21 protein-coding genes and 1 pseudogene are annotated in these 21,640 nt (G+C 65.2%); 3 read left to right on the forward strand and 19 right to left on the reverse strand.

Annotation, left to right across the window (positions count from 1 at the left end; translation table 11 throughout):
* Positions 1-6: 6 nt before the first annotated feature.
* The 9 genes from gmk to pyrR all read right to left on the reverse strand — a co-directional run bounded on the left by gmk (position 7) and on the right by pyrR (position 10,042).
* Positions 7-600: a guanylate kinase gene (gmk, locus tag AC5RUU_RS08830; protein WP_493974825.1), complete on the reverse strand. Its 594-nt coding sequence runs from the start codon at positions 598-600 to the stop codon at positions 7-9.
* Between the two features lie 45 nt (positions 601-645).
* The gene (mihF, locus tag AC5RUU_RS08835; RefSeq protein ID WP_200859145.1) at positions 646-963 is read right to left on the reverse strand and encodes an integration host factor, actinobacterial type; all 318 of its coding nucleotides are present in this window, start codon (positions 961-963) and stop codon (positions 646-648) included.
* A gap of 111 nt (positions 964-1,074) precedes the next feature.
* On the reverse strand, positions 1,075-1,935 hold the full coding sequence (gene pyrF, locus AC5RUU_RS08840; protein ID WP_493974826.1) for an orotidine-5'-phosphate decarboxylase: 861 nt from the start codon (positions 1,933-1,935) through the stop codon (positions 1,075-1,077).
* Positions 1,928-5,257: a carbamoyl-phosphate synthase large subunit gene (gene carB, locus AC5RUU_RS08845; protein WP_493974827.1), complete on the reverse strand. Its 3,330-nt coding sequence runs from the start codon at positions 5,255-5,257 to the stop codon at positions 1,928-1,930. Before carB ends, pyrF begins: the two co-directional genes overlap by 8 nt.
* On the reverse strand, positions 5,257-6,594 hold the full coding sequence (gene carA / locus AC5RUU_RS08850) for a glutamine-hydrolyzing carbamoyl-phosphate synthase small subunit (RefSeq protein WP_493974828.1): 1,338 nt from the start codon (positions 6,592-6,594) through the stop codon (positions 5,257-5,259). Before carA ends, carB begins: the two co-directional genes overlap by 1 nt.
* On the reverse strand, positions 6,575-7,093 hold the full coding sequence (locus AC5RUU_RS08855; RefSeq protein WP_493974829.1) for a PH-like domain-containing protein: 519 nt from the start codon (positions 7,091-7,093) through the stop codon (positions 6,575-6,577). Before AC5RUU_RS08855 ends, carA begins: the two co-directional genes overlap by 20 nt.
* Positions 7,093-8,430 (reverse strand): dihydroorotase, encoded by a 1,338-nt coding sequence (locus AC5RUU_RS08860; RefSeq protein WP_493974830.1) that lies wholly within the window; start codon positions 8,428-8,430, stop codon positions 7,093-7,095. The genes AC5RUU_RS08855 and AC5RUU_RS08860 overlap by 1 nt, the downstream gene beginning before the upstream one ends.
* Positions 8,430-9,458, reverse strand: coding sequence for an aspartate carbamoyltransferase catalytic subunit (locus tag AC5RUU_RS08865; protein ID WP_493974831.1), 1,029 nt, complete (start codon positions 9,456-9,458; stop codon positions 8,430-8,432). The genes AC5RUU_RS08860 and AC5RUU_RS08865 overlap by 1 nt, the downstream gene beginning before the upstream one ends.
* Positions 9,455-10,042 carry a bifunctional pyr operon transcriptional regulator/uracil phosphoribosyltransferase PyrR gene (pyrR, locus tag AC5RUU_RS08870; protein WP_493974832.1) on the reverse strand — a complete coding sequence of 196 codons (588 nt, stop codon included), beginning with the start codon at positions 10,040-10,042 and terminating at the stop codon, positions 9,455-9,457. The genes AC5RUU_RS08865 and pyrR overlap by 4 nt, the downstream gene beginning before the upstream one ends.
* A gap of 179 nt (positions 10,043-10,221) precedes the next feature.
* Between pyrR and AC5RUU_RS08875 the strand changes: the two genes are divergently transcribed.
* The 3 genes and pseudogenes from AC5RUU_RS08875 to AC5RUU_RS08885 form a co-directional block, all read left to right on the forward strand.
* Positions 10,222-11,499 (forward strand): PrsW family intramembrane metalloprotease, encoded by a 1,278-nt coding sequence (locus AC5RUU_RS08875; protein WP_493974833.1) that lies wholly within the window; start codon positions 10,222-10,224, stop codon positions 11,497-11,499.
* A gap of 133 nt (positions 11,500-11,632) precedes the next feature.
* Complete coding sequence (locus AC5RUU_RS08880) at positions 11,633-11,962, forward strand: helix-turn-helix domain-containing protein (RefSeq protein WP_493974834.1); 330 nt, start codon at positions 11,633-11,635, stop codon at positions 11,960-11,962.
* Between the two features lie 131 nt (positions 11,963-12,093).
* A pseudogene (locus tag AC5RUU_RS08885) lies at positions 12,094-12,954 on the forward strand (IS3 family transposase); the annotation flags it as partial.
* 35 nt (positions 12,955-12,989) lie between these two features.
* Here AC5RUU_RS08885 and AC5RUU_RS08890 read toward each other — a convergent pair.
* From AC5RUU_RS08890 to ruvX, 10 genes are all read right to left on the reverse strand, one after another.
* The gene (locus tag AC5RUU_RS08890) at positions 12,990-13,685 is read right to left on the reverse strand and encodes a hypothetical protein (RefSeq protein WP_493974835.1); all 696 of its coding nucleotides are present in this window, start codon (positions 13,683-13,685) and stop codon (positions 12,990-12,992) included.
* Between the two features lie 281 nt (positions 13,686-13,966).
* Entirely contained in the window at positions 13,967-14,377 is a 411-nt protein-coding gene (nusB, locus tag AC5RUU_RS08895; protein WP_493974836.1) for a transcription antitermination factor NusB, read from the reverse strand.
* The gene (gene efp / locus AC5RUU_RS08900) at positions 14,377-14,940 is read right to left on the reverse strand and encodes an elongation factor P (RefSeq protein ID WP_043454411.1); all 564 of its coding nucleotides are present in this window, start codon (positions 14,938-14,940) and stop codon (positions 14,377-14,379) included. The genes nusB and efp overlap by 1 nt, the downstream gene beginning before the upstream one ends.
* A gap of 172 nt (positions 14,941-15,112) precedes the next feature.
* Positions 15,113-15,631: a tetratricopeptide repeat protein gene (locus AC5RUU_RS08905; RefSeq protein ID WP_493974837.1), complete on the reverse strand. Its 519-nt coding sequence runs from the start codon at positions 15,629-15,631 to the stop codon at positions 15,113-15,115.
* A complete protein-coding gene (aroB, locus tag AC5RUU_RS08910) occupies positions 15,631-16,722 on the reverse strand; it encodes a 3-dehydroquinate synthase (RefSeq protein WP_493974838.1) in 1,092 nt (363 codons plus the stop codon). The genes AC5RUU_RS08905 and aroB overlap by 1 nt, the downstream gene beginning before the upstream one ends.
* The gene (locus AC5RUU_RS08915; RefSeq protein ID WP_493974839.1) at positions 16,719-17,288 is read right to left on the reverse strand and encodes a shikimate kinase; all 570 of its coding nucleotides are present in this window, start codon (positions 17,286-17,288) and stop codon (positions 16,719-16,721) included. The genes aroB and AC5RUU_RS08915 overlap by 4 nt, the downstream gene beginning before the upstream one ends.
* The gene (gene aroC / locus AC5RUU_RS08920; RefSeq protein ID WP_493974840.1) at positions 17,288-18,487 is read right to left on the reverse strand and encodes a chorismate synthase; all 1,200 of its coding nucleotides are present in this window, start codon (positions 18,485-18,487) and stop codon (positions 17,288-17,290) included. The genes AC5RUU_RS08915 and aroC overlap by 1 nt, the downstream gene beginning before the upstream one ends.
* Positions 18,488-18,513: 26 nt before the next feature.
* Complete coding sequence (locus AC5RUU_RS08925; protein WP_493974916.1) at positions 18,514-19,374, reverse strand: shikimate dehydrogenase; 861 nt, start codon at positions 19,372-19,374, stop codon at positions 18,514-18,516.
* Complete coding sequence (gene mltG / locus AC5RUU_RS08930; protein WP_493974841.1) at positions 19,371-21,041, reverse strand: endolytic transglycosylase MltG; 1,671 nt, start codon at positions 21,039-21,041, stop codon at positions 19,371-19,373. Before mltG ends, AC5RUU_RS08925 begins: the two co-directional genes overlap by 4 nt.
* Positions 21,038-21,637, reverse strand: coding sequence for a Holliday junction resolvase RuvX (gene ruvX, locus AC5RUU_RS08935; protein WP_493974842.1), 600 nt, complete (start codon positions 21,635-21,637; stop codon positions 21,038-21,040). The genes mltG and ruvX overlap by 4 nt, the downstream gene beginning before the upstream one ends.
* Positions 21,638-21,640 lie beyond the last annotated feature (3 nt).

Consider the following 21,640-nt stretch of genomic DNA (forward strand, 5'->3'; position numbering starts at 1 on the left):
AAATTTCTAGCGGGCTGACGGTTCCGGCAGGTGTGGATGCGGGGTCAGCCCCATGAGTGAAACAAGCTCGTCCGCTGCCCGGCGGACGTCGTCATTGATGACGGTGTAGTCGAACTCCGGTTCAGCAGCAAGTTCCAGTTTAGCGGTTTCCAGGCGCCGCTGCTGTTCCTCGGGCGTTTCCGTGCCGCGGCCCACCAGCCGGCGGACCATTTCGTCCCAGGTGGGCGGGGCCAGGAAGACGAACTGGGCGTCCGGTACGGCTGCCTTGACCTGGCGTGCACCCTGCAGGTCGATTTCCAGGAGCACCGAACGGCCTTCCGCGATGGCCTTGTTCACGGTGCTCTTCAGCGTCCCGTAGGTGTTCTGGCCGTGCACCACTGCCCATTCGAGCAGTTCACCGTCTGCAATCAGCTGCTCGAACTCGTCCTTTGACTTGAAGAAGTAGTGGACGCCGTCCACTTCGCCAGGCCGTGGTGCCCTGGTGGTGGCCGACACGGAAAGCCAGACCTCGGGGTAGTTGTCGCGGATGTAGGTGGACACGGTGCCTTTGCCAACAGCCGTCGGACCAGCGAGGACTGTCAGTCCAGGTTTCTTGCTCACGTATTCCTTTGCCGGAGTTCGGGGAGGGGAGGGTGTGTACCCGCCCTAATGCTCGTCTATAAAATCTACCAGCGCCCGGCGCTGGTGGACGCCCAGTCCGCGGACCCGGCGGGATGTGGCGATGCCCAGCTGCTCCATGATGGCCGCCGCCCGGACCTTGCCGATCCCTGGCAGCGCCTCGAGGAGCTCGGACACCCGCATCCGGGCCAGCGCGTCGTCCTCCATCGCGGAGTTGATGATGTCCGCTGCAGACCGTTTTCCGTTCTTCAGGCTCTCCTTGGCGGCCGCCCGGGTGGCCCTGGCGGCCGCGGCCTTGTTCAGGGCGTCAGCCCGTTCCGATGCGGTCAAAGGTCGCAGCACCATCTCGGACACCCCCGGATTCGGCGGATTCGTCCAAGGGCGGGCGCCCTTGAACCTGTCCCTGAAACTACCCTTAGGTGCGGCCCGAATCAATGCATCACCGCAAACGGAACGTTATTCGGCGCGCAGCCCGTCCAGTGTCCGGAGGGCGGCGTCACGGAGTCCTCCCAGCCCGGGTCCCGCTGACAGGATGTCCCGGCTGGAAGTCCCCAGCACCTGCGGGTACGCCGCCCCGAATGTGGCACGGAGACCGGCCGGTGTGGCACCTTGGGCGCCCAGGCCGGGGGCAAGGATGGGGCCCCGCACCGCCTGCAGGTCGATGCCCAAGTCAGCGAGGGCGCTGCCCACGGTTGCCCCGACAACAAGGCCCACGGAGCCAAGCGCACCGGGGTAGCGGCTGTTCTCCGCGGCCGTCGCCTCCGCGATCCTGCGCGCCACCGACTCCGCGCCCCCGACGTGCTGGACCGAAGGGCCCTCCGGGTTGGAAGTCAGGGCGAGGACGAAGACCCCGCGTCCGGTCTCCGCCGCGAGGTCCAGTGCCGGGCGGAGGGACTCGAAACCAAGGTACGGGCTGAGAGTCACTGCGTCTGCCGCCAGCGGGGATCCGTCCCGGAGCCAGGCGTCGGCGTAAGCGGCCATAGTGGACCCGATGTCGCCGCGTTTTGCGTCGGCGATCGTCAGCACGGACTCGTCCCGCGCCGCTGCAAGAAGCTCCTCCAGCACGGCCATACCCGCCGAACCGTGCCGCTCGTAAAGTGCCACCTGCGGCTTGACCGCGGCAGCAAGCGGAGCCACCGCCTCCAGGACGGTGAGCGAAAAGCGCCTCAGCCCGGCGGCGTCGTCGTCCAGTCCCCAGCCCTTCAGCAGCGCCGGGTGGGGGTCGATGCCGACGCACAGGGGGCCGCGGGCGGCCATGGCGGCGCCGAGCCGGGAACCGAAGGGGTCCCGGCCGGCGACGGATACCTGCTCAGGCATGCTGCAGGGCCGCCTTCCGTGCGGCCGCCTTCTGGGATTCACCCAATGCTGCTGCGTGCTCCTGCAGGCTGGTGACAGACCATTCATAGGTCCGCATGGCCTCGATGGCCTGGACCGCGGCGTTGAACTCGGCCACCGTGGTGATGCAGGGAATACCGATGGATGTTGCGGCGGCGCGGAGCTCGTAGCCGTCGCTGCGGGCTTCGCCGCCGGACGGGGTGTTGAAGACCATGTCGATCTCGCCGGCCACCACCAGGTCGGCGATGGTGCCTTCGCCTTCGGCGCTGCTGCCTTCTGCGACCTTGCGGACCGGGGTGGCCTGGATCCCGTTGCGGCGCAGGACATCGGCGGTGCCACCCGTGGACACGATCTCGAAACCGAGGTCCGAGAGCCGCTTGACGCCCATGATGACCGAGCGCTTGTCCCGGTTGGCCACCGAAACGAAGACCTTGCCCTCGGTGGGCAGGGCGTTGTTGGCGCCGGCCTGGCTCTTGGCGAACGCAGTGTCGAAGTGCTTGTCGATGCCCATGACCTCGCCGGTGGAACGCATTTCCGGGCCGAGGAGGGAGTCCACAACCTTGCCTTCGAGCGTGCGGAACCGGCTGAAGGGCAGGACGGCTTCCTTGACGGCCACCGGCGCGTCCAGGGGCAGCGTGGATCCGTCACCGGTTTCGGGCAGCATCTTATAGGCGCTGCGGAGCTGGTTGATGGTCACGCCGGTGCCGATCAGGGCAGCGGCCTTGGCCATTTGGACGCCCGTTGCCTTGGACACGAACGGAACCGTCCGGGAAGCACGCGGGTTGGCTTCGAGGACGTACAGGACGTCCGAGGCCAGCGCGAACTGGATGTTGATCAGGCCGCGCACGCCCACACCTTCGGCGATGGCCCGGGTAGCGGTGCGCACCCGCTCGATGACGTTGCTGCCCAGAGTGATGGGAGGCAGGACGCAGGCGGAGTCCCCGGAGTGGATGCCGGCTTCCTCGATGTGCTCCATGATGCCGCCGAGGTACATGTCGGTGCCGTCGAAGAGTGCGTCGACGTCGATCTCGACGGCGTCCTCGAGGAAGCGGTCGATCAGGACCGGGTGGTCCTGGGTGATCTCGGTTGCGTTGGCGATGTAGCGGGAGAGGTTGGCCTCGTCGTAGACGATTTCCATGCCGCGGCCGCCCAGGACGTAGGACGGGCGGACCAGCACGGGGTAGCCGATCTCGTCGGCGATCTTCTTCGCGTCCTCGAAGGATACGGCGGTGCCGTTCTTCGGAGAGACCAGTCCGGCCTTGTCCAGGACCCGCGCGAACGCTCCCCGGTGCTCAGCCAGGTCGATGGCCTCCGGTGAGGTGCCGAGGATCGGAACGCCGGCGTCGGCGAGCTGCTGGGCAAGCTTCAACGGTGTCTGGCCGCCGAGTTGGACGAACACGCCCATCACGCCGCCGGTGCGTTCCTCGGCCGCGATGACCTCCAGGACGTCCTCGAGGGTCAGCGGCTCGAAGTACAGGCGGGTGGAGATGTCGTAGTCGGTGGAGACGGTTTCCGGGTTGCAGTTGACCATGACGGTTTCATAGCCGGCCCTGCGCAATGCCATGGAGGCATGGACGCAGGAGTAGTCGAATTCGATGCCCTGGCCGATGCGGTTGGGGCCGGAGCCCAGGATGAGGATAGATGGCTTGGAGTGCAGCGCAACCTCGTCCTCCTCGTCATAGGCCGAGTAGTGGTACGGCGTGTAAGCGGCGAACTCGGCGGCACAGGTGTCCACGGTCTTATAGACCGGTCGGATACCGAGGGCCTGGCGGACCCCGCGGACCACGGCCTCGGAGTTGTGGGTGAGCGCGCCGATCTGTGCGTCCGAGAAACCGTGGCGCTTGGCGCGCTGGAGCATCTCCTTGGTGAGGGCGCCGGCCTGGCGGATCTCGCGGGAAATTTCGTTCAGCAGCTGGAGCTGGTCGAGGAACCACGGGTCGATCTTCGTTGCTTCGAAGAGCTGCTCCACGGTGGCGCCGCCCAGCAGGGCGCGCTGTACCTGGTGGAGGCGCTCGGTGGTGGGGCGCTTGGCCTTTTCGATGAGCTCCGCCACTTCCCATTCGGGGACGCTGCTGAAGTCCAACTGCGAGCCCTTCTGTTCCAGGGAGCGCAGGGCCTTCTGCAGGGCTTCGGTGAAGTTGCGGCCCATGGCCATTGCTTCACCCACCGACTTCATGGTGGTGGTCAGCGTATCGTCCGCCGCCGGGAACTTCTCGAAAGCAAACCGGGGCACCTTGACCACGACGTAGTCCAGGGTGGGTTCGAAGGAGGCGGGGGTCTTCTGGGTGATGTCGTTGGGGATCTCATCCAGGGTGTAGCCGAGCGAGAGCTTGGTGGCGATCTTGGCGATGGCGAAGCCGGTGGCCTTGGATGCCAGGGCGGACGAGCGGGAAACCCGGGGATTCATCTCGATGACCACCACCCGGCCCGTGGCGGGGTCGATGGCGAACTGGATGTTGCAGCCGCCGGTGTCCACGCCCACTTCACGGATGACGGCGATGGCGACGTCGCGCAGCTTCTGGTACTCGCGGTCCGTCAGGGTCAGCGCGGGGGCAACGGTGATCGAGTCGCCGGTGTGGACACCGACGGGGTCGAAGTTCTCGATGGAGCAGACAACGACGACGTTGTCGTTCTTGTCCCGCATCATCTCGAGCTCGTATTCCTTCCAGCCGAGGATGCTCTCTTCGAGCAGGACCTCGCTGGTGGGGCTGTACTGCAGGCCTTGGCCGACGATGCGGCGCAGGTCCTCCTCGTCGTAAGCCAGGCCGGAGCCGAGGCCGCCCATGGTGAAGGAGGGGCGGACCACCATGGGGTAGCCCAGCTCTTCGGCAGCCGTGAAGGCTTCGTCCATGGTGTGGATGATGTGGCTGCGGGCCGACTCGGCACCGCAGCGCTCCACGACGCCCTTGAACTTCTCGCGGTCCTCGCCGAGCTCGATGGCGGCAATGTTGGCCCCGATGAGTTCCACGTTGTACTTCTCGAGCACGCCGTTCTTGTCCAGCGCGATGGCGGTGTTCAGCGCGGTCTGCCCGCCCAGGGTGGGCAGCACGGCGTCCGGGCGTTCCTTGGCGATGATCTTCTCCACCACCTCGGGGGTGATGGGTTCGATGTAGGTGGCGTCGGCGAACTCGGGGTCGGTCATGATGGTTGCCGGGTTGGAGTTGACCAGGATGACCCGCAGGCCTTCCTCTTTGAGCACGCGCAGCGCCTGGGTGCCGGAGTAGTCGAACTCGGCGGCCTGGCCGATGACGATCGGGCCGGAACCAATGACGAGGACGCTCTTGAGATCTGTACGTTTCGGCATTACTTCTTGTCCTCAGTCTTGTTGTCGTTTTTGTGTTCTGCGCTGGCAGGATGCTGTGAGTCCACGGGTTCCTTCGACAGGTTGGCGGTCCGCCCGTCCCGGTTTCCCTCCATCAGTTCGATAAAGCGGTCGAAGAGGTAGGCGGCGTCGTGGGGGCCGGCTGCTGCTTCGGGGTGGTACTGCACGGAGAAGGCAGGGATGTCCAGGCAGGCGAGGCCCTCGACGACGTCGTCGTTGAGGCTGACGTGGCTGACCTCGACGCGACCGTAGCGTTCCTCGGGTGCCTGGGTGGCGCCGTCGAGCGGGGCGTCCACGGCAAAGCCGTGGTTCTGGGAGGTGATCTCCACCTTGCCCGTGCGGCGGTCCATGACCGGCTGGTTGATGCCGCGGTGGCCGTAGCGGAGCTTGTACGTGCCGAAGCCGAGGGCGCGGCCCAGGATCTGGTTCCCGAAGCAGATGCCGAAGTAGGGCAGCTTCTCGTCCAGGACGGAGCGGAGCAGCTTGACCTGCGTTTCGGCGGTGGCGGGGTCACCGGGGCCGTTGGACATGAAGAAGCCGTCCGGGTTCACGGCCTTGACGTCCTCCAGGGTGGCGGTGGCTGGCAGGACGTGGACGCGGACGCCGCGTTCGGCGAACCGGACGGGTGTCATGGCCTTGATCCCCAGGTCGATCGCGGCGATGCTGAAGCGGGGCTCGCCGTCCCATCCGTGGTCCTTGGGGTCCACCACGTAGGCCTCGTCAACGCTGACTTCTTCGGCCAGCCGCGCACCTTCCATGGGGGCGCTGGCGAGGACGGCGTCAAGAAGCTCCTTGTCCGTTGCCTGGGCGGCCTCGCCGGAGAAGATGCCGGCGCGCATGGTCTTGTGCTCGCGCAGGTGGCGGGTGATGGCGCGTGTGTCCACGCCCTGAATCCCTACGATCCCCTGCTCCACCAGTTCCTCGTCCAGGGAGCGCTCGGACCGCCAGTTGGACGGCCGGCGTGCGGCGTCCCGGACGATGTAGCCGGCCACCCAGATGCGGCGGGACTCGGCGTCCTCGCCGTTCACGCCGGTGTTGCCGATGTGCGGAGCGGTCTGGACCACCAGCTGGCGGGCGTAGGAAGGGTCCGTGATGGTTTCCTGGTACCCGGTCATGCCGGTGGCAAAAACGGCTTCGCCCAGCGCTGTTCCGGTGGCGCCGTAGCTGGTCCCGCGGAAAATGCGGCCGTCTTCGAGGACGAGGGCTGCCGGAGCGGAGATAGTTGCTGTCACTGTATTCGCTTTCACTGCTGTGTCTGTCGCTGCTGTTGTGTTTGCTGCGCGAGTGTCCGTCACTGTCTTACTTTCCACTGTTGGCACCTGCTGCCGGGGTTGAGGAGATCAATTCCTGGAGTGCTGCGTAGAGCGTGTCCTTGTCCGCGGCACGGCGGGTGCGGAAGCCGGTGTCCAGCTCATGGGAGCCGTGCATCCAGGTCAGCACCAGCAGTCCCTCCTTCTCCACGAACTTCCCGGCCATCCCACTGTCCTGCCGGACGCCGCCAAGGGCGGCGGCGGGGATGTAGAGCGCCGGGGCGCCGGAGCGTTCAAAGAGTACTCCGTGGGGGTATACCTCGAGGGTTGCGTTGGTGCGGATGCCCAGGCCGTGCACGGCGATCCGGTCCAGCCAGTCCCCGCCGGTGGTAGTGGCAACGTACTGGCCCTCGGCCGCGGCAAGCGGATCGCCGGGTGCCGCGGGCACCGGAGGCAACTGTTCGACGTCGGACTGGCGCTTCAGGCGGCTTCGCCAGCCAATGGCGAGGAGGACAAAGACGACGGCGATAATCGCCAGCATCGCCAGTCCGGGGAGGATTTTGTCCATCAGGCGGCGCCTGCCGGAGCGGCTGCATACGGGAACGGGGTGTTGAGTTCGCCGTCCAGGACGGTGGGGTGCCCCTTGAAGAACGTGGCCACAACTTTGCCCGGCAGCTCGCGGCCCTTGAATGGCGAGTTCCGTCCCATGGTGGCCATCCGGTACGGGTCCACGGTCCAGCGTGCCGCCGGATCCACCAGGATGACGTTGGCGGGCTCCCCTGCTTCCAGCGGCCGGCCCTGGCCTTCAAGGCGGCCGATCCGTGCCGCCGTGGTGGAGGTGACGCGGGCGAAGTCTGCCCAGGTCATCAGGCCGGTCTCGATCATGGTGTGCTGCACCACGGACAGGGCGGTTTCCAGCCCGGTCATGCCCATGGCCGCCTGCGCCCATTCGCATTCCTTGTGTTCACTGGGATGCGGCGCGTGGTCGGTACCCACAACGTCGATGGTGCCGTCTGCCAGCCCTGCGCGCAATGCCTGGACGTCGGCGTCCGTGCGCAGCGGCGGGTTGACCTTGAAGACCGGATCATAGCTGCGGACCAGGTCGTCGGTGAGCAGCAGGTGGTGCGGCGTGACCTCGGCGGTGACGTTGATTCCGCGTTCCTTGGCCCAGCGGATGATTTCCACCGATCCTGCCGTGGACACATGGCAGACGTGCAGGCGGGAGCCGACGTGCTGGGCCAGCAGGACGTCGCGGGCGATGATGCTTTCCTCGGCGACGGCGGGCCATCCGGTGAGTCCCAGGACCGCCGAGACCTCGCCTTCATTCATCTGGGCGCCGGCGGTGAGGCGGGGCTCCTGCGCGTGCTGGGCCACCACGCCATCGAACGCCTTGACGTATTCCAGTGCGCGGCGCATCAGCACGGGGTCGTGGACGCAGATGCCGTCGTCGGAGAACATCCGGACCCTGGCACGGGAGTCGGCCATGGCGCCGAGCTCCGCGAGCTGTTCCCCTGCGAGGCCGACGGTAACGGCACCGACGGGCCGCACATCCACCCATCCGGCGGACCTGCCCAGCGAATAGACCTGCTCCACCACGCCGGCGGTATCAGCCACGGGGGTGCTGTTGGCCATGGCGTGCACGGCGGTGTAGCCGCCCAGCGCCGCGGCGCGGGTCCCCGTCTCCACGGTCTCGGCGTCCTCGCGGCCGGGCTCGCGGAGGTGAGTGTGTACGTCCACCATGCCGGGGAGGGCAACCAGGCCGGAGGCGTCGATGACCGTTGCACCCTCAGCCGAAAGACCGGTTCCCTTTTCGGCGATGGCGCCGTCCCGGATGAGCAGGTCCGCCGGTTCGCCGCCCAGGATCGAGGCGCCGCGGATCAGATAGGTTCCGGTGTTGCCTGCCATCAGTTGCTCTCCTTGGTGGAACGGGCGGTTCCGGCTGAGGCCAGGACCGGTTGGGCGGCTGGTTCACGGGTGTCCCCGGAGAGCAGCAGGTACAGGGCGGCCATCCGCACGGATACACCGTTGCGGACCTGGGCCAGGACGGTGGACCGGGGCGAGTCGGCGGCGGCTGCGGAAATCTCCAGGCCGCGGTTCATGGGGCCGGGGTGCATGATGATGGTGTCCTTCATGCCCAGCCGGTCGAGCGCCCGCAGGCGGTTGTCGTCGAACCCCCAGCGCCGGGAGTATTCGCGGGTGCTGGGGAAGAAGGAGGCGTTCATCCGTTCCCCCTGGACGCGGAGCATCATGACGGCGTCCGCGCCCTGCGCCAGCGTGTCGTCCAGGTTGTAGCTGACTTTGCAGGGCCATTTTTCGACGCCGATGGGCAGCAGCGTGGGCGGCGCCACCAACGTGACGTCCGCGCCGAGCGTGCGCAGGAGCCACACGTTGGAGCGGGCCACCCGGGAGTGCAGGACGTCGCCGGCAATGGCCACGCGCATCCCTTTCAGGTCGGCGCCTTCGGAGCCGGTTCCGGACAGCCGCGCCCAGTGCCGGCGCATGGTGAACGCGTCCAGCAGCGCCTGGGTGGGGTGCTCGTGGGTGCCGTCGCCAGCGTTGATAACGGCGGCGTCGATCCAGTCCGTAGCGGCGAGCCTGTGGGGGGCGCCGGAGGCCCAGTGGCGGATGACGACGGCGTCGGCACCCATCGCGGACAGCGTCTGGGCGGTGTCCTTCAGGGACTCGCCCTTGGACACAGATGATCCCTTGGCTGCGAAGTTGATGACATCTGCGGAGAGGCGCTTTGCTGCGGCTTCGAAGGAGATGCGTGTTCGGGTGGAGTCCTCAAAGAAGAGGTTCACCACCGTGCGGCCCCGCAGTGCGGGCAGCTTCTTGACTTCACGGTCACCCACGGCCGCCATTTCCTCGGCGGTGTCCAGGATGCTGATGGCGTTTGAACGGCTGAGGTCCTGGGTGGAGAGGAGGTGCTTCACGAGCCGCCTTCGATCACTACTTCATTGGTGGGGGTGCCGCCGGGGGCCGTATCCGTTTCTTCCAGCCGGACCCGGACTTTTTCCGAGGAGGAGGTGGGAAGGTTCTTGCCCACGTGGTCGGCGCGGATAGGGAGTTCACGGTGGCCGCGGTCGATCAGCACAGCCAGCCGGACTATGCGGGGACGCCCCAGGTCGATGAGGGCGTCCAGCGCGGCGCGGATGGTGCGGCCGGAGTAGAGGACGTCGTCGATGAGCACCACAACCTTGTTGTCGATGCCGGTGCGCGGGAGCTTGGTGGGATAGGGCGGCCGCGTTCCCTGGTGCGAGAGGTCGTCGCGGAACATGGTGACGTCGAGCTGGCCAACGATGGCGGCTGCGTCAACGGTGCTGTCCGTGGCAGCGATTTTTTCGGCGAGCCGGACCGCGAGCGGGTAGCCGCGGCGCGGGATGCCGAGCAGGACGAGGTCCTGGGATCCCTTGTTAGCCTCGAGGATCTCATGGGCGATACGAGTAAGGGCCCGGTCAATGTCCGCCGAGTTCAGGACTGTCCTGGCTGGAACCGGTGCGCTGGTGACAAAAGTCAACGCTCGTCTCCCCTTTCCCCGCCTCACAGGACGGAATTAAAAAAGGATCATGTGCGGTTCCAAAATTACCACACGGGATTCAGCGCGCTGGTGCCGGGGAACGCGTTTATGGTCACAGCTGTACCGCCGCCGGTGCGGTGTCCTTGGTCCGGCGGCATGCCCCACCTAGGCTTTCGGTTATGTCGATGTATCCCCGCCAGCCATCGTCCGGACAGCCGGAGGATCCTTACTCCCGGCCGGCCGCGCCGCTCCCCCGCCAAGCCAATCCCAGCTGGATGGGCCACGTGCAGCCGGAGAATTACCGGCCGGCACCCGGGCACCAGGGCGGGACGGTGGAGGCAGTGCTGCCGCCACAGGCCCAGGGAAAGGCACTGCATGCGGCACGCACCACCGCGGGCCTGCTGGGCCTGACGGTTGCCGGGAGCACCTTGGCGTTCCTCAGCCTCTTCCTGGTGGTGCCGTTCCTGCTCTCCAATACCGGCACGGCCGGCTTCCTGGTTGGGTTCCTGGCATCGCTGCTTCCGCTCTCGGTGGTGCTGCTGGCCGTCTATGTCATCGATAAGTGGGAGCCGGAGCCAAAGCGGCTGCTCTTCTTCGCCTTCACATGGGGAGCCGCGGTGTCGATCGCTGTCACGCTCCTCATCCAGCCGTTCTTCGTCCTGACGTACCAGTTCTCCGACATCCCGGACCTGCAGACGTACATGGCCACGGTGCAGGCGCCCATCGTGGAGGAATTCGCGAAGTCCCTTGGCCTTCTTTTGCTGCTCCTCCTGGCCAGGCGGCATTTTGACGGGCCGGTGGATGGTGTGGTGTTCGCTTTCACCATCGCGGGCGGTTTCGCATTCACCGAGAACATCCTCTACTTCGGCCGGGCCATTGCGGAGTCGGCAAGCCCCGCGAGCGACTTTGCGCAGGTCTTTTTCCTCCGCGGTGTCATGTCCCCCTTCGCCCACGCCATCTTCACCGGCACCACGGGGCTCATTATGGGCTTCGCAGCCCGGCGATGGCATGCCGGTGCCTCCGTTGCCGCTTTCTTTGTGGGGCTGCTTCCGGCCATGTTCCTGCACAACCGCTGGAACAGCATGGGCCAGAGTTTCCTGGTGGACTACATCTTCGTCCAGGTGCCGATCTTCTTCCTTGCGGTAGCCGGCATCATCCTGCTGCGGATTGCGGAGAAGCGGCTGACGCGCCAGCGGCTCCTTGAGTACTCCGCAGCGGGCTGGTTCACGCCCGCAGAGGTGGAGTTGCTGGCCACACCGGGCGGCCGCCGTACAGTGCTCAACTGGGCCGGCAGCTATGGCAGGAAACGGCAGATGAAGGAATTCCTGAGGGCCGCGACGCGGCTGGCAAACACCCGGCAACGCATCCTCAGCGGACGTGACGTCCAGCTGCACCAAGCCGAGGAACGGCAGCAGCTGCAACAGATCCTGGCCCTGCGTGCTGCAGTTGCGGCTTGAGCCCGTCGGGCCTTCGGGACGGCTAAGCAGCGGAAGGGCCGGCTCCCACGGGTAATGTGAACTGCTCCCCGAAAGTTGGACTGAGAAATCAGCTCTGCTTTCGGGGAGCAGTTTTATGCATGGAAGAAGTTCGTTGTCTGAGGAACAGCGCGAGGCCGCGGTGGCGCTGTTTGAGATCGGATGGGGCTCCAGAGCTGTAGCAACCAGGCTCGGGGTGGGTCGGAAGCCGATCCTCCGGTTGCACGACAGATGGCGCGTTCGTGGAGATACTGCTCTTGCGACAAAACCAGGCAACCGCGTGTATTCATTCGAGCTCAAGCTCAACGCCGTGCAGCGATATATTTCCGGCGAGACGAGGGTCGCACTGGCCAAAGAACTCGAACTATCCTCGCCACATCTGATAGCCGTGTGGGCGATGCAGTACCGGGCTGAGGGCGAGGAAGGCCTCCGCCCGAAACCTTAAGGCCGCCCAAGGAAGAATCCAGATACGCCGGTGCAGCCAGAACCTGAGCTGCAGCGGCTGCGGCGTGAGAACGAAAGGCTGCGTGCGGAGGTTGCCTTTCTGGGAAAAGTAAACGCCTTGAGGGACGAGGAACGGCGCTAAAGGTTCGCGCTGTCATCGCTCTCAAGGCTGAGCACCGGTTAGAGGTTCTTCTGGATGTGGCAGGGTTGGCCCGGTCCACGTTCTTTTACCGCCAGTCCCGACTTAGTGGCCCGGATCCACGAGCGTCCCTGAAGGCCGATATTACAGAGATTTTCAAGAAGAACCGGGGCCGGTACGGGCACCGCCGGATCTACATCGAACTGCTCAAACAAGGGTGGACAGTCGCTAAGAAGACGGTTCTGAAGCTGATGCGTTCCCTGCGGCTGATCTGCAAGGTCCGAAGCAGGAAGCGCTACAACTCTTACCAGGGCGAGCAGGGAATCGTTGCTCCGAACCTGCTGAAGCGCCAGTTCGACGCGGATGCCCCGAACCAGAAGTGGGTCACCGATGTGACCGAGTTCAGCGTCGGTGACCGGAAGCTCTATCTCTCACCGATCATGGACCTTTTTGACCGGCAGATCATCTCCTACGCGATTGGGACATCGCCCAACCTGGAGCTGGCTAATGCCTCGTTGCGCGGCGCCTTGGCCACGCTGGAAAAGGGGCAGAAGCCCCTCGTGCACTCCGACCAAGGCTTCCAGTATCAGCACAACTCCTGGCGCACACTTTTGGCGGCCGCCGGCGCGGTCCAATCGATGTCACGTAAAGCCAACTGCTATGACAACGCCGTGATGGAGAACTTCTTCGGACACCTGAAGGAAGAGCTCTTCCACCGTGTCCGGTTCCTCAACACCGATGCACTCGCGTCAGCGCTGCACGAGTACATCCGCTGGTACAACGTCGAAAGAATTTCCACCAGGCTCAAGGGTCTGAGCCCGATGCAGTACCGCGCTCAGATGCTTGCGGCATAGGTACCTTAGCCCATCTCTCTTCGGGATACTGACGGCTACAACATGACCCCGTCATTAGTGCGAACTCTCGCGGATCGGCGGGGGATGTTCCGTGCCCAGAAGACGGTTATCAGTCCTGCGGCAGCGGCTCCGCCAGCGTGCGTGAGCGGCGAGGTCCACGACCCTTCAGGGCTGGGCAACAGGAAGGCCAACACGACGGCAGCCACCGACAGGAGGACTTCAACACTCGTTCGCAGGAGATGCGCACGGAAGTCAGGGTAGGCCAGGCGAACCGGAACCAGCAGAAGCAGGAGCAGCGCGCCGAAACTGAAAAGGAGGAAAATGCCATTGAACCCATTGAGCATGAAGATCGCCAAGCCCAGAATCAGCAGTGCCAGAAACTTCAGGACTCGGACTACTGGGAGCTTATTTTCCGGTGTCCATCGGCTGAGCAAGAGTCCCCAGGCCGGGAGTCCAAGCAGCCAGCCTCCGCACCAGAAGCCGAGATCCAGGAACGCCAGCATTACGAGCAGGACGCCGGGCAGCAGGAACGCTACGGACTGGGTCACTGACGGCATCCTCCCGGCCGGGCCGAAGATGCAGACACCGATTAGGACGTAGGCGGCAACGTAGCCGGGCAGCAACTGGATCGCCGGCATCTGGGACAGGCCAGTGACAAGGAGGGTCATGGCGATGACCATGACGGACACCGCCGCGAACGTCCAGGGCTGACGGCGGTCATTAGGCTTCACAGCTCAACCCTACTCACGGGCCGTATCTGCTTACTTGGAGTGCCACCCACTACAGGCGGAATTCCTCATCTGGAGACTCAACGTCTGGAAGCAGCCGGCACGGAAACTCGTCTCGCAAAAGGGGCAAGACAGAAGTCCCCCGTCCCAAACGGGACGGGGGACTTCTGTGAAGAGCCGATCACTGGCCACTAAAGTGGATACATCGCAATTGCGAGTCCAACTTTCGGGGACCAGTTCAATGGGAGCCGGCCCTTCCGGAGTTTCAGGCTGGCGGCTGCCTGCTAGGCGAGCAGCGAAGGCTTCAGCTGCTGCAGCCGGCCCAGGAGCCCGTTGATGAACTGGGGCGACTCATCTGTGGAGAGCGTCTTGGCCAGCGCCACTGCTTCGCTGACCGCTACGCCGTCCGGGACGTCGTCGTTGTAGAGCAGTTCCCAGGTGCCGATCCGCAGGATGGCGCGGTCCACGGACGGCATCCGTTCGAGGCTCCAGCCCTGGGAATAGGTTTCCAGGAATTCATCGATGGCGGCCTGTTGGGACAGCACGCCTTCGACAATTTCCACGGTGTAGGGGTTGACGATCTGGTCTGTTTTTTCCCGGCGCGCCCGAAGGACTTCAAAGGGTGAGACAGAGCGCTGCTCGGCCTCGAAAAGAACGTCCAGTGCCCTGCTGCGGGCTTTACCGCGTGCGCTCACTACTCGGTGACCCGGCCGAGGTAGCTGCCGTCGCGGGTGTCCACCTTGACCTTGGTGTTGTTCTCGATGAAGAGCGGGACCTGGATCTCGTAGCCGGTTTCCAGGGTGGCCGGCTTGGTGCCGGCAGAGGAGCGGTCACCCTGCAGGCCGGGCTCGGTGTAGGTGATTTCCAGCACGACGCTCGGCGGCAGTTCGATGTACAGCGGGGTGCCATCGTGGATGGCGATGTTGACCATCTGGTTTTCGAGCATGAAGTTGGTGGCGTCGCCAACCGTTGCCCCGGAGACCGTGATCTGGTCGTAGTCGGAGGTGTCCATGAACACGAAATCCGCGCCGTCCTGGTACAGGTACTGGTAGTCGCGGCGGTCCACGGTGGCGGTCTCAATCTTGAGGCCGGCGTTGAACGTCTTGTCCACAACCTTGCCGGACATCACGTTGCGCATCTTGGTCCGCACGAAGGCGCCACCCTTGCCCGGCTTGACGTGCTGGAATTCGATAACATTCCAGAGCTGGCCCTCAAGCTTCAGGACCGTTCCGTTCTTGATGTCGTTAGTGGTTGCCACTGGTTTCCTCTGGTTTCTCTGTCTGGCTGATGGTCAGACGTTCTATGCCGGCCGGGCAAGCCAAGCGGCCCGCCGGCGCGTGTTTGTCAAAAATCGCGCGGTTCGGAAAAAATTCAAGAACCATTCTACCGGCAATCGGCCGGCAGATTCCCCGGGCCCCGGAAGGACCCGATCAGCAGGCCAGTTCCAGGACGTCCCGCGCCCGCTGAAGGGCCACCGTGGAGGAGTAGATCAGGGCCGCATCAGCCGATTCTGCAACCCGCAGGTCAAGTGCACGGGCAAACGACTCAACCGCTGCAGAGGTTTGGCCGGCGGTGTACTGGGTCTTGCCCAGGAACTGCAGGGCCAGTGCCTCCCGCGGAGTTCCCTGGACCTCGTTCAGGAGCTGGCGGAAGAGTTCCACGGCGCGGTCCGGACGGTTGGAGACCCGCAGCACCTCGGCTTCGAAGGCCCGCAGCCGGAAGGACTCCGGGTCCTTGAAACGGGCTTCAGCCAGGAGTTCTGCTGCTTCCGAGGCGTGGCCCTCGACCAGCAGCACAAAGATGTGGTCTGCCGGATCAGTCGACGCGGCCAACGCCTCGCGGCAGGCATCCTCGTTCACGATTTCGGGCAGCAGGGTCTCCGGGTTGATGCGGATACCGGGGAAGCCGGCTTCCGGCCAGTCGGCCGTTCGCGTGATGTCGCCTGTCATCAGGAAGCAATCTCCTGGTAGGCGGCGAACAGGAGGGACGTGTCCGGCACATCCAGGATTCCAGGCTTCGCCACACCGTCTAGCACAACGAAGCGCAGCAGGTCGCCGCGGGATTTCTTGTCCCGGCGCATGCCGTCCAGGAGGCCCTGCCAGCGGTCGCGCCGGTAGGTGACGGGCAATCCCAGCCCCTCGAGGATGGTGCGGTGCCGGTCGGCGTCGGCGTCACTGAGGCGTCCCACACTGCGGGCAAGCTCGGCGGCGAACATCATTCCCACGGAGACGGCTGCACCGTGCCGCCAGGAGTAGCGCTCCACCAGCTCGATGGCGTGGCCCAGGGTGTGCCCGTAGTTCAGGATCTCCCGCAGCCCGGACTCTTTCAGGTCCTCGGACACGACTTTTGCCTTGACGGTGATGGCCCGTTCGATCAGTTCCCGGATGGTCTCCGACTTTGGGTCTGCCACACCCGACGGATCCTTTTCCACCAGGTCCAGGATTGCGGGGTCGGCGATGAAACCGCATTTGATGACCTCGGCCATCCCGGAGATGATTTCGTTCTTAGGCAGCGTATCCAGGGCGTCAAGGTCGGCCAGGACCGCCGCCGGCGGGTGGAAGGCACCCACCAGGTTCTTGCCTTCGGCCGTGTTAATGCCCGTCTTTCCGCCCACAGAGGCGTCCACCATGCCGAGCAGGCTGGTGGGCACGTGGATGACCTTGACGCCGCGCAGCCAGGTTGCTGCCACGAAGCCGGCCAGGTCCGTTACCGCCCCGCCGCCGACGGCGACAATGGCGTCCGAGCGGGTGAAATCGTTCTGTCCAAGGACTTGCCAGCAGAACGCCGCAACCTGGATGTGCTTGCCCTCTTCAGCGTCGGGAATCTCGGCTGTCAGTGCGGTGAACCCGGCAGCGGCCAGCTCATCGCGCACCGTGTCGCCGGTAAGGCGCAGGGCGCGCGGGTGGATGACCAGGACACGCCGGACACGCTCACCCAGCCGCCCCGGAAGTTCACCGAGCAAGCCCCGCCCCACGACGACGTCGTAATTATTGGCGGCGGATTCTCCGGTGACTTTGATCACTGTTGATGAAGCGTTCACTGTTCAACTTCCTGTTTGGCAGCTGCGTAATTCCGCAGTGCTGCTTCGAGCCGTTCGCCGAGCTCGGAGACCGAGCCGTGGCGTACGTCCAAAGTGATATCTGCGAGCCGTTCGTATACCGGCTTGCGGGTGGCGAACATGGCCGTCCAGCGGCCCATGGCGTCTCCGGCCAGCAGCGGGCGCCCGGAACTCCGTGCGATCCGGCTGGCAACGGTCTCGACGTCACACTCGAGGTAGACCACGGTGCAGCGGCTGATCAGCTGCTGGGTTCCGGAATCGAGGACGGCGCCGCCGCCCAGGGAGATCACGGTGGGGGTGCCTTCCGCTGCTTCCACGGCGCCGGCCACGGTCCGGGCTTCGATTTCGCGGAAGGCGTGTTCGCCGCGTCCTGCGAAGATCTCGTCGATCGAGCCATGAGCGGCGACGATGACGGCATCGGTATCGACGAACGGGGCGTCAAGCTGCTGTGCCAACTGCTGCCCGATGGCGGATTTTCCCACGGCCATGGGACCGATCAGGACGATCGGCCGGTCGCATACAGGACCTGTACTGCTGCGGTGCGGCACTACTTGCCGATCGAGTCCAGGGACGCCGGAATGCTGTCCAGGTAACCCTTGATGTTGCGGGCTGTCTCCGCCACGGAGTCGCCGCCGAACTTTTCGGTAACAGCTTCGGCCAGGACAAGCGCCACCATGGCCTCGGCCACGACTCCGGCAGCGGGGACAGCACAGACGTCGGAGCGCTGATGGTGCGCCTTCGCGGGCTCGCCGGTGCTGACGTCGATGGTCTTCAGTGCACGGGGCACGGTGGCGATGGGCTTCATGGCAGCCCGGACACGTAGGACGTCGCCAATGCTCATGCCGCCTTCGATGCCGCCGGCGCGGTTGCTGGCCCGGACAATGCGGCCGTCCTCATCGCGGACAATCTCGTCATGGGCCGCCGAACCGCGGCGTGCGGCAGTGCGGAATCCATCACCGACCTCCACTCCCTTGATGGCCTGGATGCCCATCAGGGCGGCGGCAAGCCGGGAGTCGAGCCTCCGGTCCCAGTGCACGTAGCTGCCCAGTCCCGGGGGAAGGCCGTACGCCAGGACTTCCACCACTCCGCCAAGGGTTTCGCCTTCCTTGTGCGCGGCGTCCACCTCGGCAACCATCGCGTCCGAGGTTTCGCGGTCGAAGCAACGCAGCGGATCGGCGTCAAGGGCGATCACGTCGGCGGGGGCCGGCAGGGGGCGGCCCTCGGGGACGGTCACGCTGGCGACGGAAACGGTGTGGCTGACCAACTCGATCCCGAGGTGCCTGAGGAACTGCGCCGCCACCGTTCCCATGGCCACGCGGGTGGCGGTTTCGCGGGCGCTTGCGCGCTCCAGGACGGGGCGCGCCTCGTCGAAGCCGTACTTCTGCATGCCGGTGAAATCGGCATGCCCGGGACGGGGCCGGGTCAGGGGGGCGTTGCGGGCCTGGTCGGCAAGCAGGCCAGGGTCCACGGGATCCGCGGACATGATCTGCTCCCATTTGGGCCATTCGGTGTTGCCCACCTGAATGGCAACGGGGCCACCCTGGGTAACGCCGTGGCGGACGCCGCCCAGGATGGTGACGACGTCCTGTTCGAACTTCATGCGTGCACCGCGCCCGTAACCGAGGCGGCGGCGTGCCAAGGAGTCTGCGATGTGCCCACTGGTGATTTCCACACCGGCGGGAACGCCTTCAATAATTCCCATCAGAGCCGGACCATGGGATTCACCGGCAGTCAACCAACGCAACATATCTTCCATCCTGCCACGGAGGGCGGTTACAAAGCCCGTCGGGGAAGGCCGACTGAGGCGCACATCACATCTATGACGGCCGCATTGACGTCATCACCGCGGCGGGTGAAGAGGCGTACCTGTTCCACAGCCTGGTAGAGCAGCATCTCCAGCCCCGGCACCACGGTGCCGCCGCCCGACTGCCACACCGAGGCGGCCAGGCTGGGCCAGGGATCGTACGCCACATCCAGCAGCACGCCGGGGGTAGTTGTTTTCAGTTCCGCTATTTCAGCGGCCAGGCCGTCCGCCGCCCGGGGGGGAAGGGTGGAGATGACGACGTCGGCCGCGGCCGTGGGGTGGACGGCGTCGCCCAAGCGGCGGATGTCCAGGGCCACTCCCAAACTTTCGGCGGCTGAGCGAACGTCTCCGGTCCTGGACGTGTCCCGGACGAAAACCTGGACGTGGTCCGTCCCGAGCTCCTTCAGTGCCGCGATGGCCGACGCTGCTGTTCCACCGCCGCCAAGGACAACTGCCGACGGCGCCTTTCCCGTCCCTGCGTGCCGCAGCGCGTTGACGATCCCGGCGACGTCGGTATTGGAACCAACAGTTTTCCGGCCGCCCTCGTGGTCCTCGAACGAAACCGTGTTGACCACGCCAAGTGTCCTGGCCACTCCGCGGACTTCATCAACTTCGTTGAGCATGGCGGTCTTCAACGGCATGGTGACCGACAGCCCGCGCCAGCCGGGCTGGTCGCGGATCTGCCGCATCAGCGAGGGAAGCAGCTCTTCCGTCACGTCTATGGCCGTGTAGCTGATTGCGATCCCCAGCTGGTTGTACGCCGCGTGATGCAGTGCCGGGGATTTTGAGTGGCCGATCGGGTGGCCCAGGACGGCGGCCCGCAGGCTCATGCGCAGCGGCCCGCGTGTGCCATGCACCAGGCGTTGTACTGCTCGACGAAGACATTGTGTTCCGCAAGGGTGCGGGAGAACTTGGTCTCCTTGGTGTCCAGGTTGATGGTCACCCAGTAGAGGTAGTCGTTGGATTTGGGTTTGGCGGCAGCGTCAATGGCGGTCTTGCCGGGCGAACCGATGGGTCCCGGAGGAAGCCCGGGGTTGGCGTAGGTGTTGTATGGGTTCGACTTGTCCTGGCGCTGTTCGTCCGTGAAGTTGTAGCTCTTGGTGCCCAGGCCGTAGGTCACGGCAGAGTCCACCTGGAGGTAGCCGTTGGTCTGGTCGTTGGGCTTGAGCCGGTTGTAGATGGCCCCCGCCACGTCGCCGTACTCCGCCTGGCCGCCTTCGGCCTGGACGATACTGGCCACGATCACGGCTTCGTACTGTTTGGCAGGATCGGAGATTCCCTGCGCAATAAGTTCGTCCACAGTGATTTTCACCAGTGACTGCAAGATGTCCTTCGCCGGGGTTCCAAGCGGGAACCGGTGCTCTCCCGGAGCCAGGTAACCCTCAAGGTTCTTCGCATTGGCGGGCAGGCCGAACTGGGCCGGCTGGTTGCTGAGCTCCTGCAGCTGCTGGACCGACACGCCGGACCCTTCCGAGATTGCCTGCAGGGATTCGCCGATGCGCAGGCCGGCGCTCAGGGCAAAGTAGATGACCTTCGTCTTGTCCTGGCCGAGGAGGATGTTAACGGCGTCGCTGTTCTTCATTTCGGACTTAAAGGTGTACTCCCCCGGCGACAGGGTCCCGCCCGAAGCGGTGAATGCCTGGAGGAAGGTGTCGGCGTTGGCCACCACGCCTTTGTTTTCGAGGTCGACGGCCACGGAGCGCGTGCCCTCGCCGTTGTCCACAGTCACCTGTACCTCCCCCGATCCGGGGCCGGGAAAGTCGCTGGGCTTGGTGCTGCCCAGGAGCGGCTTGAGGAACTGGGCACCAACGGCCACGGCCGTGACAAAGACGGCAAGCGTCAGGAACAGTGCCAGCAGCCTGCGCCGGCGCCGGACCTTCTTGGATGGCCTGGGCACTACCTGCGCCGCTGACGAGCCGGCGAGGAGCCCATGGTGACTGCCGCCATCGTGGTGCATGCCGTCATGGTGCATGCTGTGCTGGCCGGCTTGGTGTACGTCATCGTGGTAAGCCTCGTCATGGTAGGCATGGCCGGCGTGCACGGCGTCCTGGTAGTCATGCCCTGCAAGCTGGACCTGGTCGAGATGTTGGGTAGCAGGTGCGTGCTGCCGGCCCGCCAGGACTGGCTGGTCATGGGCGGAGTACACGTCGTCGTGATGCAGACCGTCGCCTGGCTCGTGGTGCATGGCGTCGGCGTGGTGCACGTCGTCGGGAAGTTCGGCTTGGATGGACGGCGGAACAACGGGAACAGCCGGAATCGGCTGGTCGTCCGGAAGGGCCGCAACCGGCGCAGCGGCAGCCGCAGGGGCGGAAACAGCCGGCGGTTCCGCGGGAGGCACCGGGACATCATGCCCTGTTTCGTACGCCTGCTCCGGAACAGTGCCCTGGCCGCCGGTATTGAGGCTCTTTTCGCGTGCCCGCAGTTCCTTGCGCGTCAGCGGCCTCGCCGTCCCGCCGTCAAGCGGGCCGGAAGCGTCGTCAATGTTGGCAGGGCTCACTGTTGCCTTCCATTATCTGAAGATCGGACCGTGTCCCCGAGAGTGCCGGGGACACACTCGTCCACCTCGCCAACCCCCGGGTCCACTGACGGGGATGGCGCTGTCACGCGTGAGCCGACATCCGCTCCCCTGGCTTTCTGCATGTCGATGGCGTGCTGGAGAATACCTGCCGCCGCGACCTGATCCACTACTTTACGGTGATCCCTGCTGCTCATGCCAGCTTCGTGCAGGTTGCGGTGGGCCGCTACGCTGCTGAGCCGTTCGTCCACTAGGTGGACGGGCACGTCCAATTCCCGGGCTGCGAGCTCCGCAACCAGCAGCTCCGCATAGTTGGCAGCCATGCGGGCGGAAGCATGCTCTTCGCCTTTCATCGTCCTGGGCAGCCCGACAATGACCTGGACTGCGCCAAGTTCCTCCGCCAGCCTGGCGATGAGCTTGACATCGGAGTTCTTTTTCGCGTTCCGGTCCAGCGTCTTGTAGGGCGTGGCGAGGATCGAATCCGGGTCGCAGATGGCCACCCCGACCCGGACGGTGCCGACGTCTACCCCCAGTTTCACGCCCTGGGGGTAGCCGCCGGCAGCTGCAGGATTGGTCATGGC

This window comes from Arthrobacter sp. K4-10C (assembly GCF_059090085.1).

Coding starts and splice junctions, on each gene's coding strand:
- mihF (WP_200859145.1), bottom strand. CDS start 963: ATGGTGCTGCGACCTTTGACCGCATCGGAACGGGCTGACGCCCTGAAC.
- pyrF (WP_493974826.1), bottom strand. CDS start 1,935: ATGCCTGAGCAGGTATCCGTCGCCGGCCGGGACCCCTTCGGTTCCCGG.
- carB (WP_493974827.1), bottom strand. CDS start 5,257: ATGCCGAAACGTACAGATCTCAAGAGCGTCCTCGTCATTGGTTCCGGC.
- AC5RUU_RS08855 (WP_493974829.1), bottom strand. CDS start 7,093: ATGGACAAAATCCTCCCCGGACTGGCGATGCTGGCGATTATCGCCGTC.
- AC5RUU_RS08860 (WP_493974830.1), bottom strand. CDS start 8,430: ATGGCAGGCAACACCGGAACCTATCTGATCCGCGGCGCCTCGATCCTG.
- AC5RUU_RS08875 (WP_493974833.1), top strand. CDS start 10,222: ATGTCGATGTATCCCCGCCAGCCATCGTCCGGACAGCCGGAGGATCCT.
- AC5RUU_RS08905 (WP_493974837.1), bottom strand. CDS start 15,631: ATGACAGGCGACATCACGCGAACGGCCGACTGGCCGGAAGCCGGCTTC.
- aroC (WP_493974840.1), bottom strand. CDS start 18,487: ATGTTGCGTTGGTTGACTGCCGGTGAATCCCATGGTCCGGCTCTGATG.
- AC5RUU_RS08925 (WP_493974916.1), bottom strand. CDS start 19,374: ATGAGCCTGCGGGCCGCCGTCCTGGGCCACCCGATCGGCCACTCAAAA.
- ruvX (WP_493974842.1), bottom strand. CDS start 21,637: ATGACCAATCCTGCAGCTGCCGGCGGCTACCCCCAGGGCGTGAAACTG.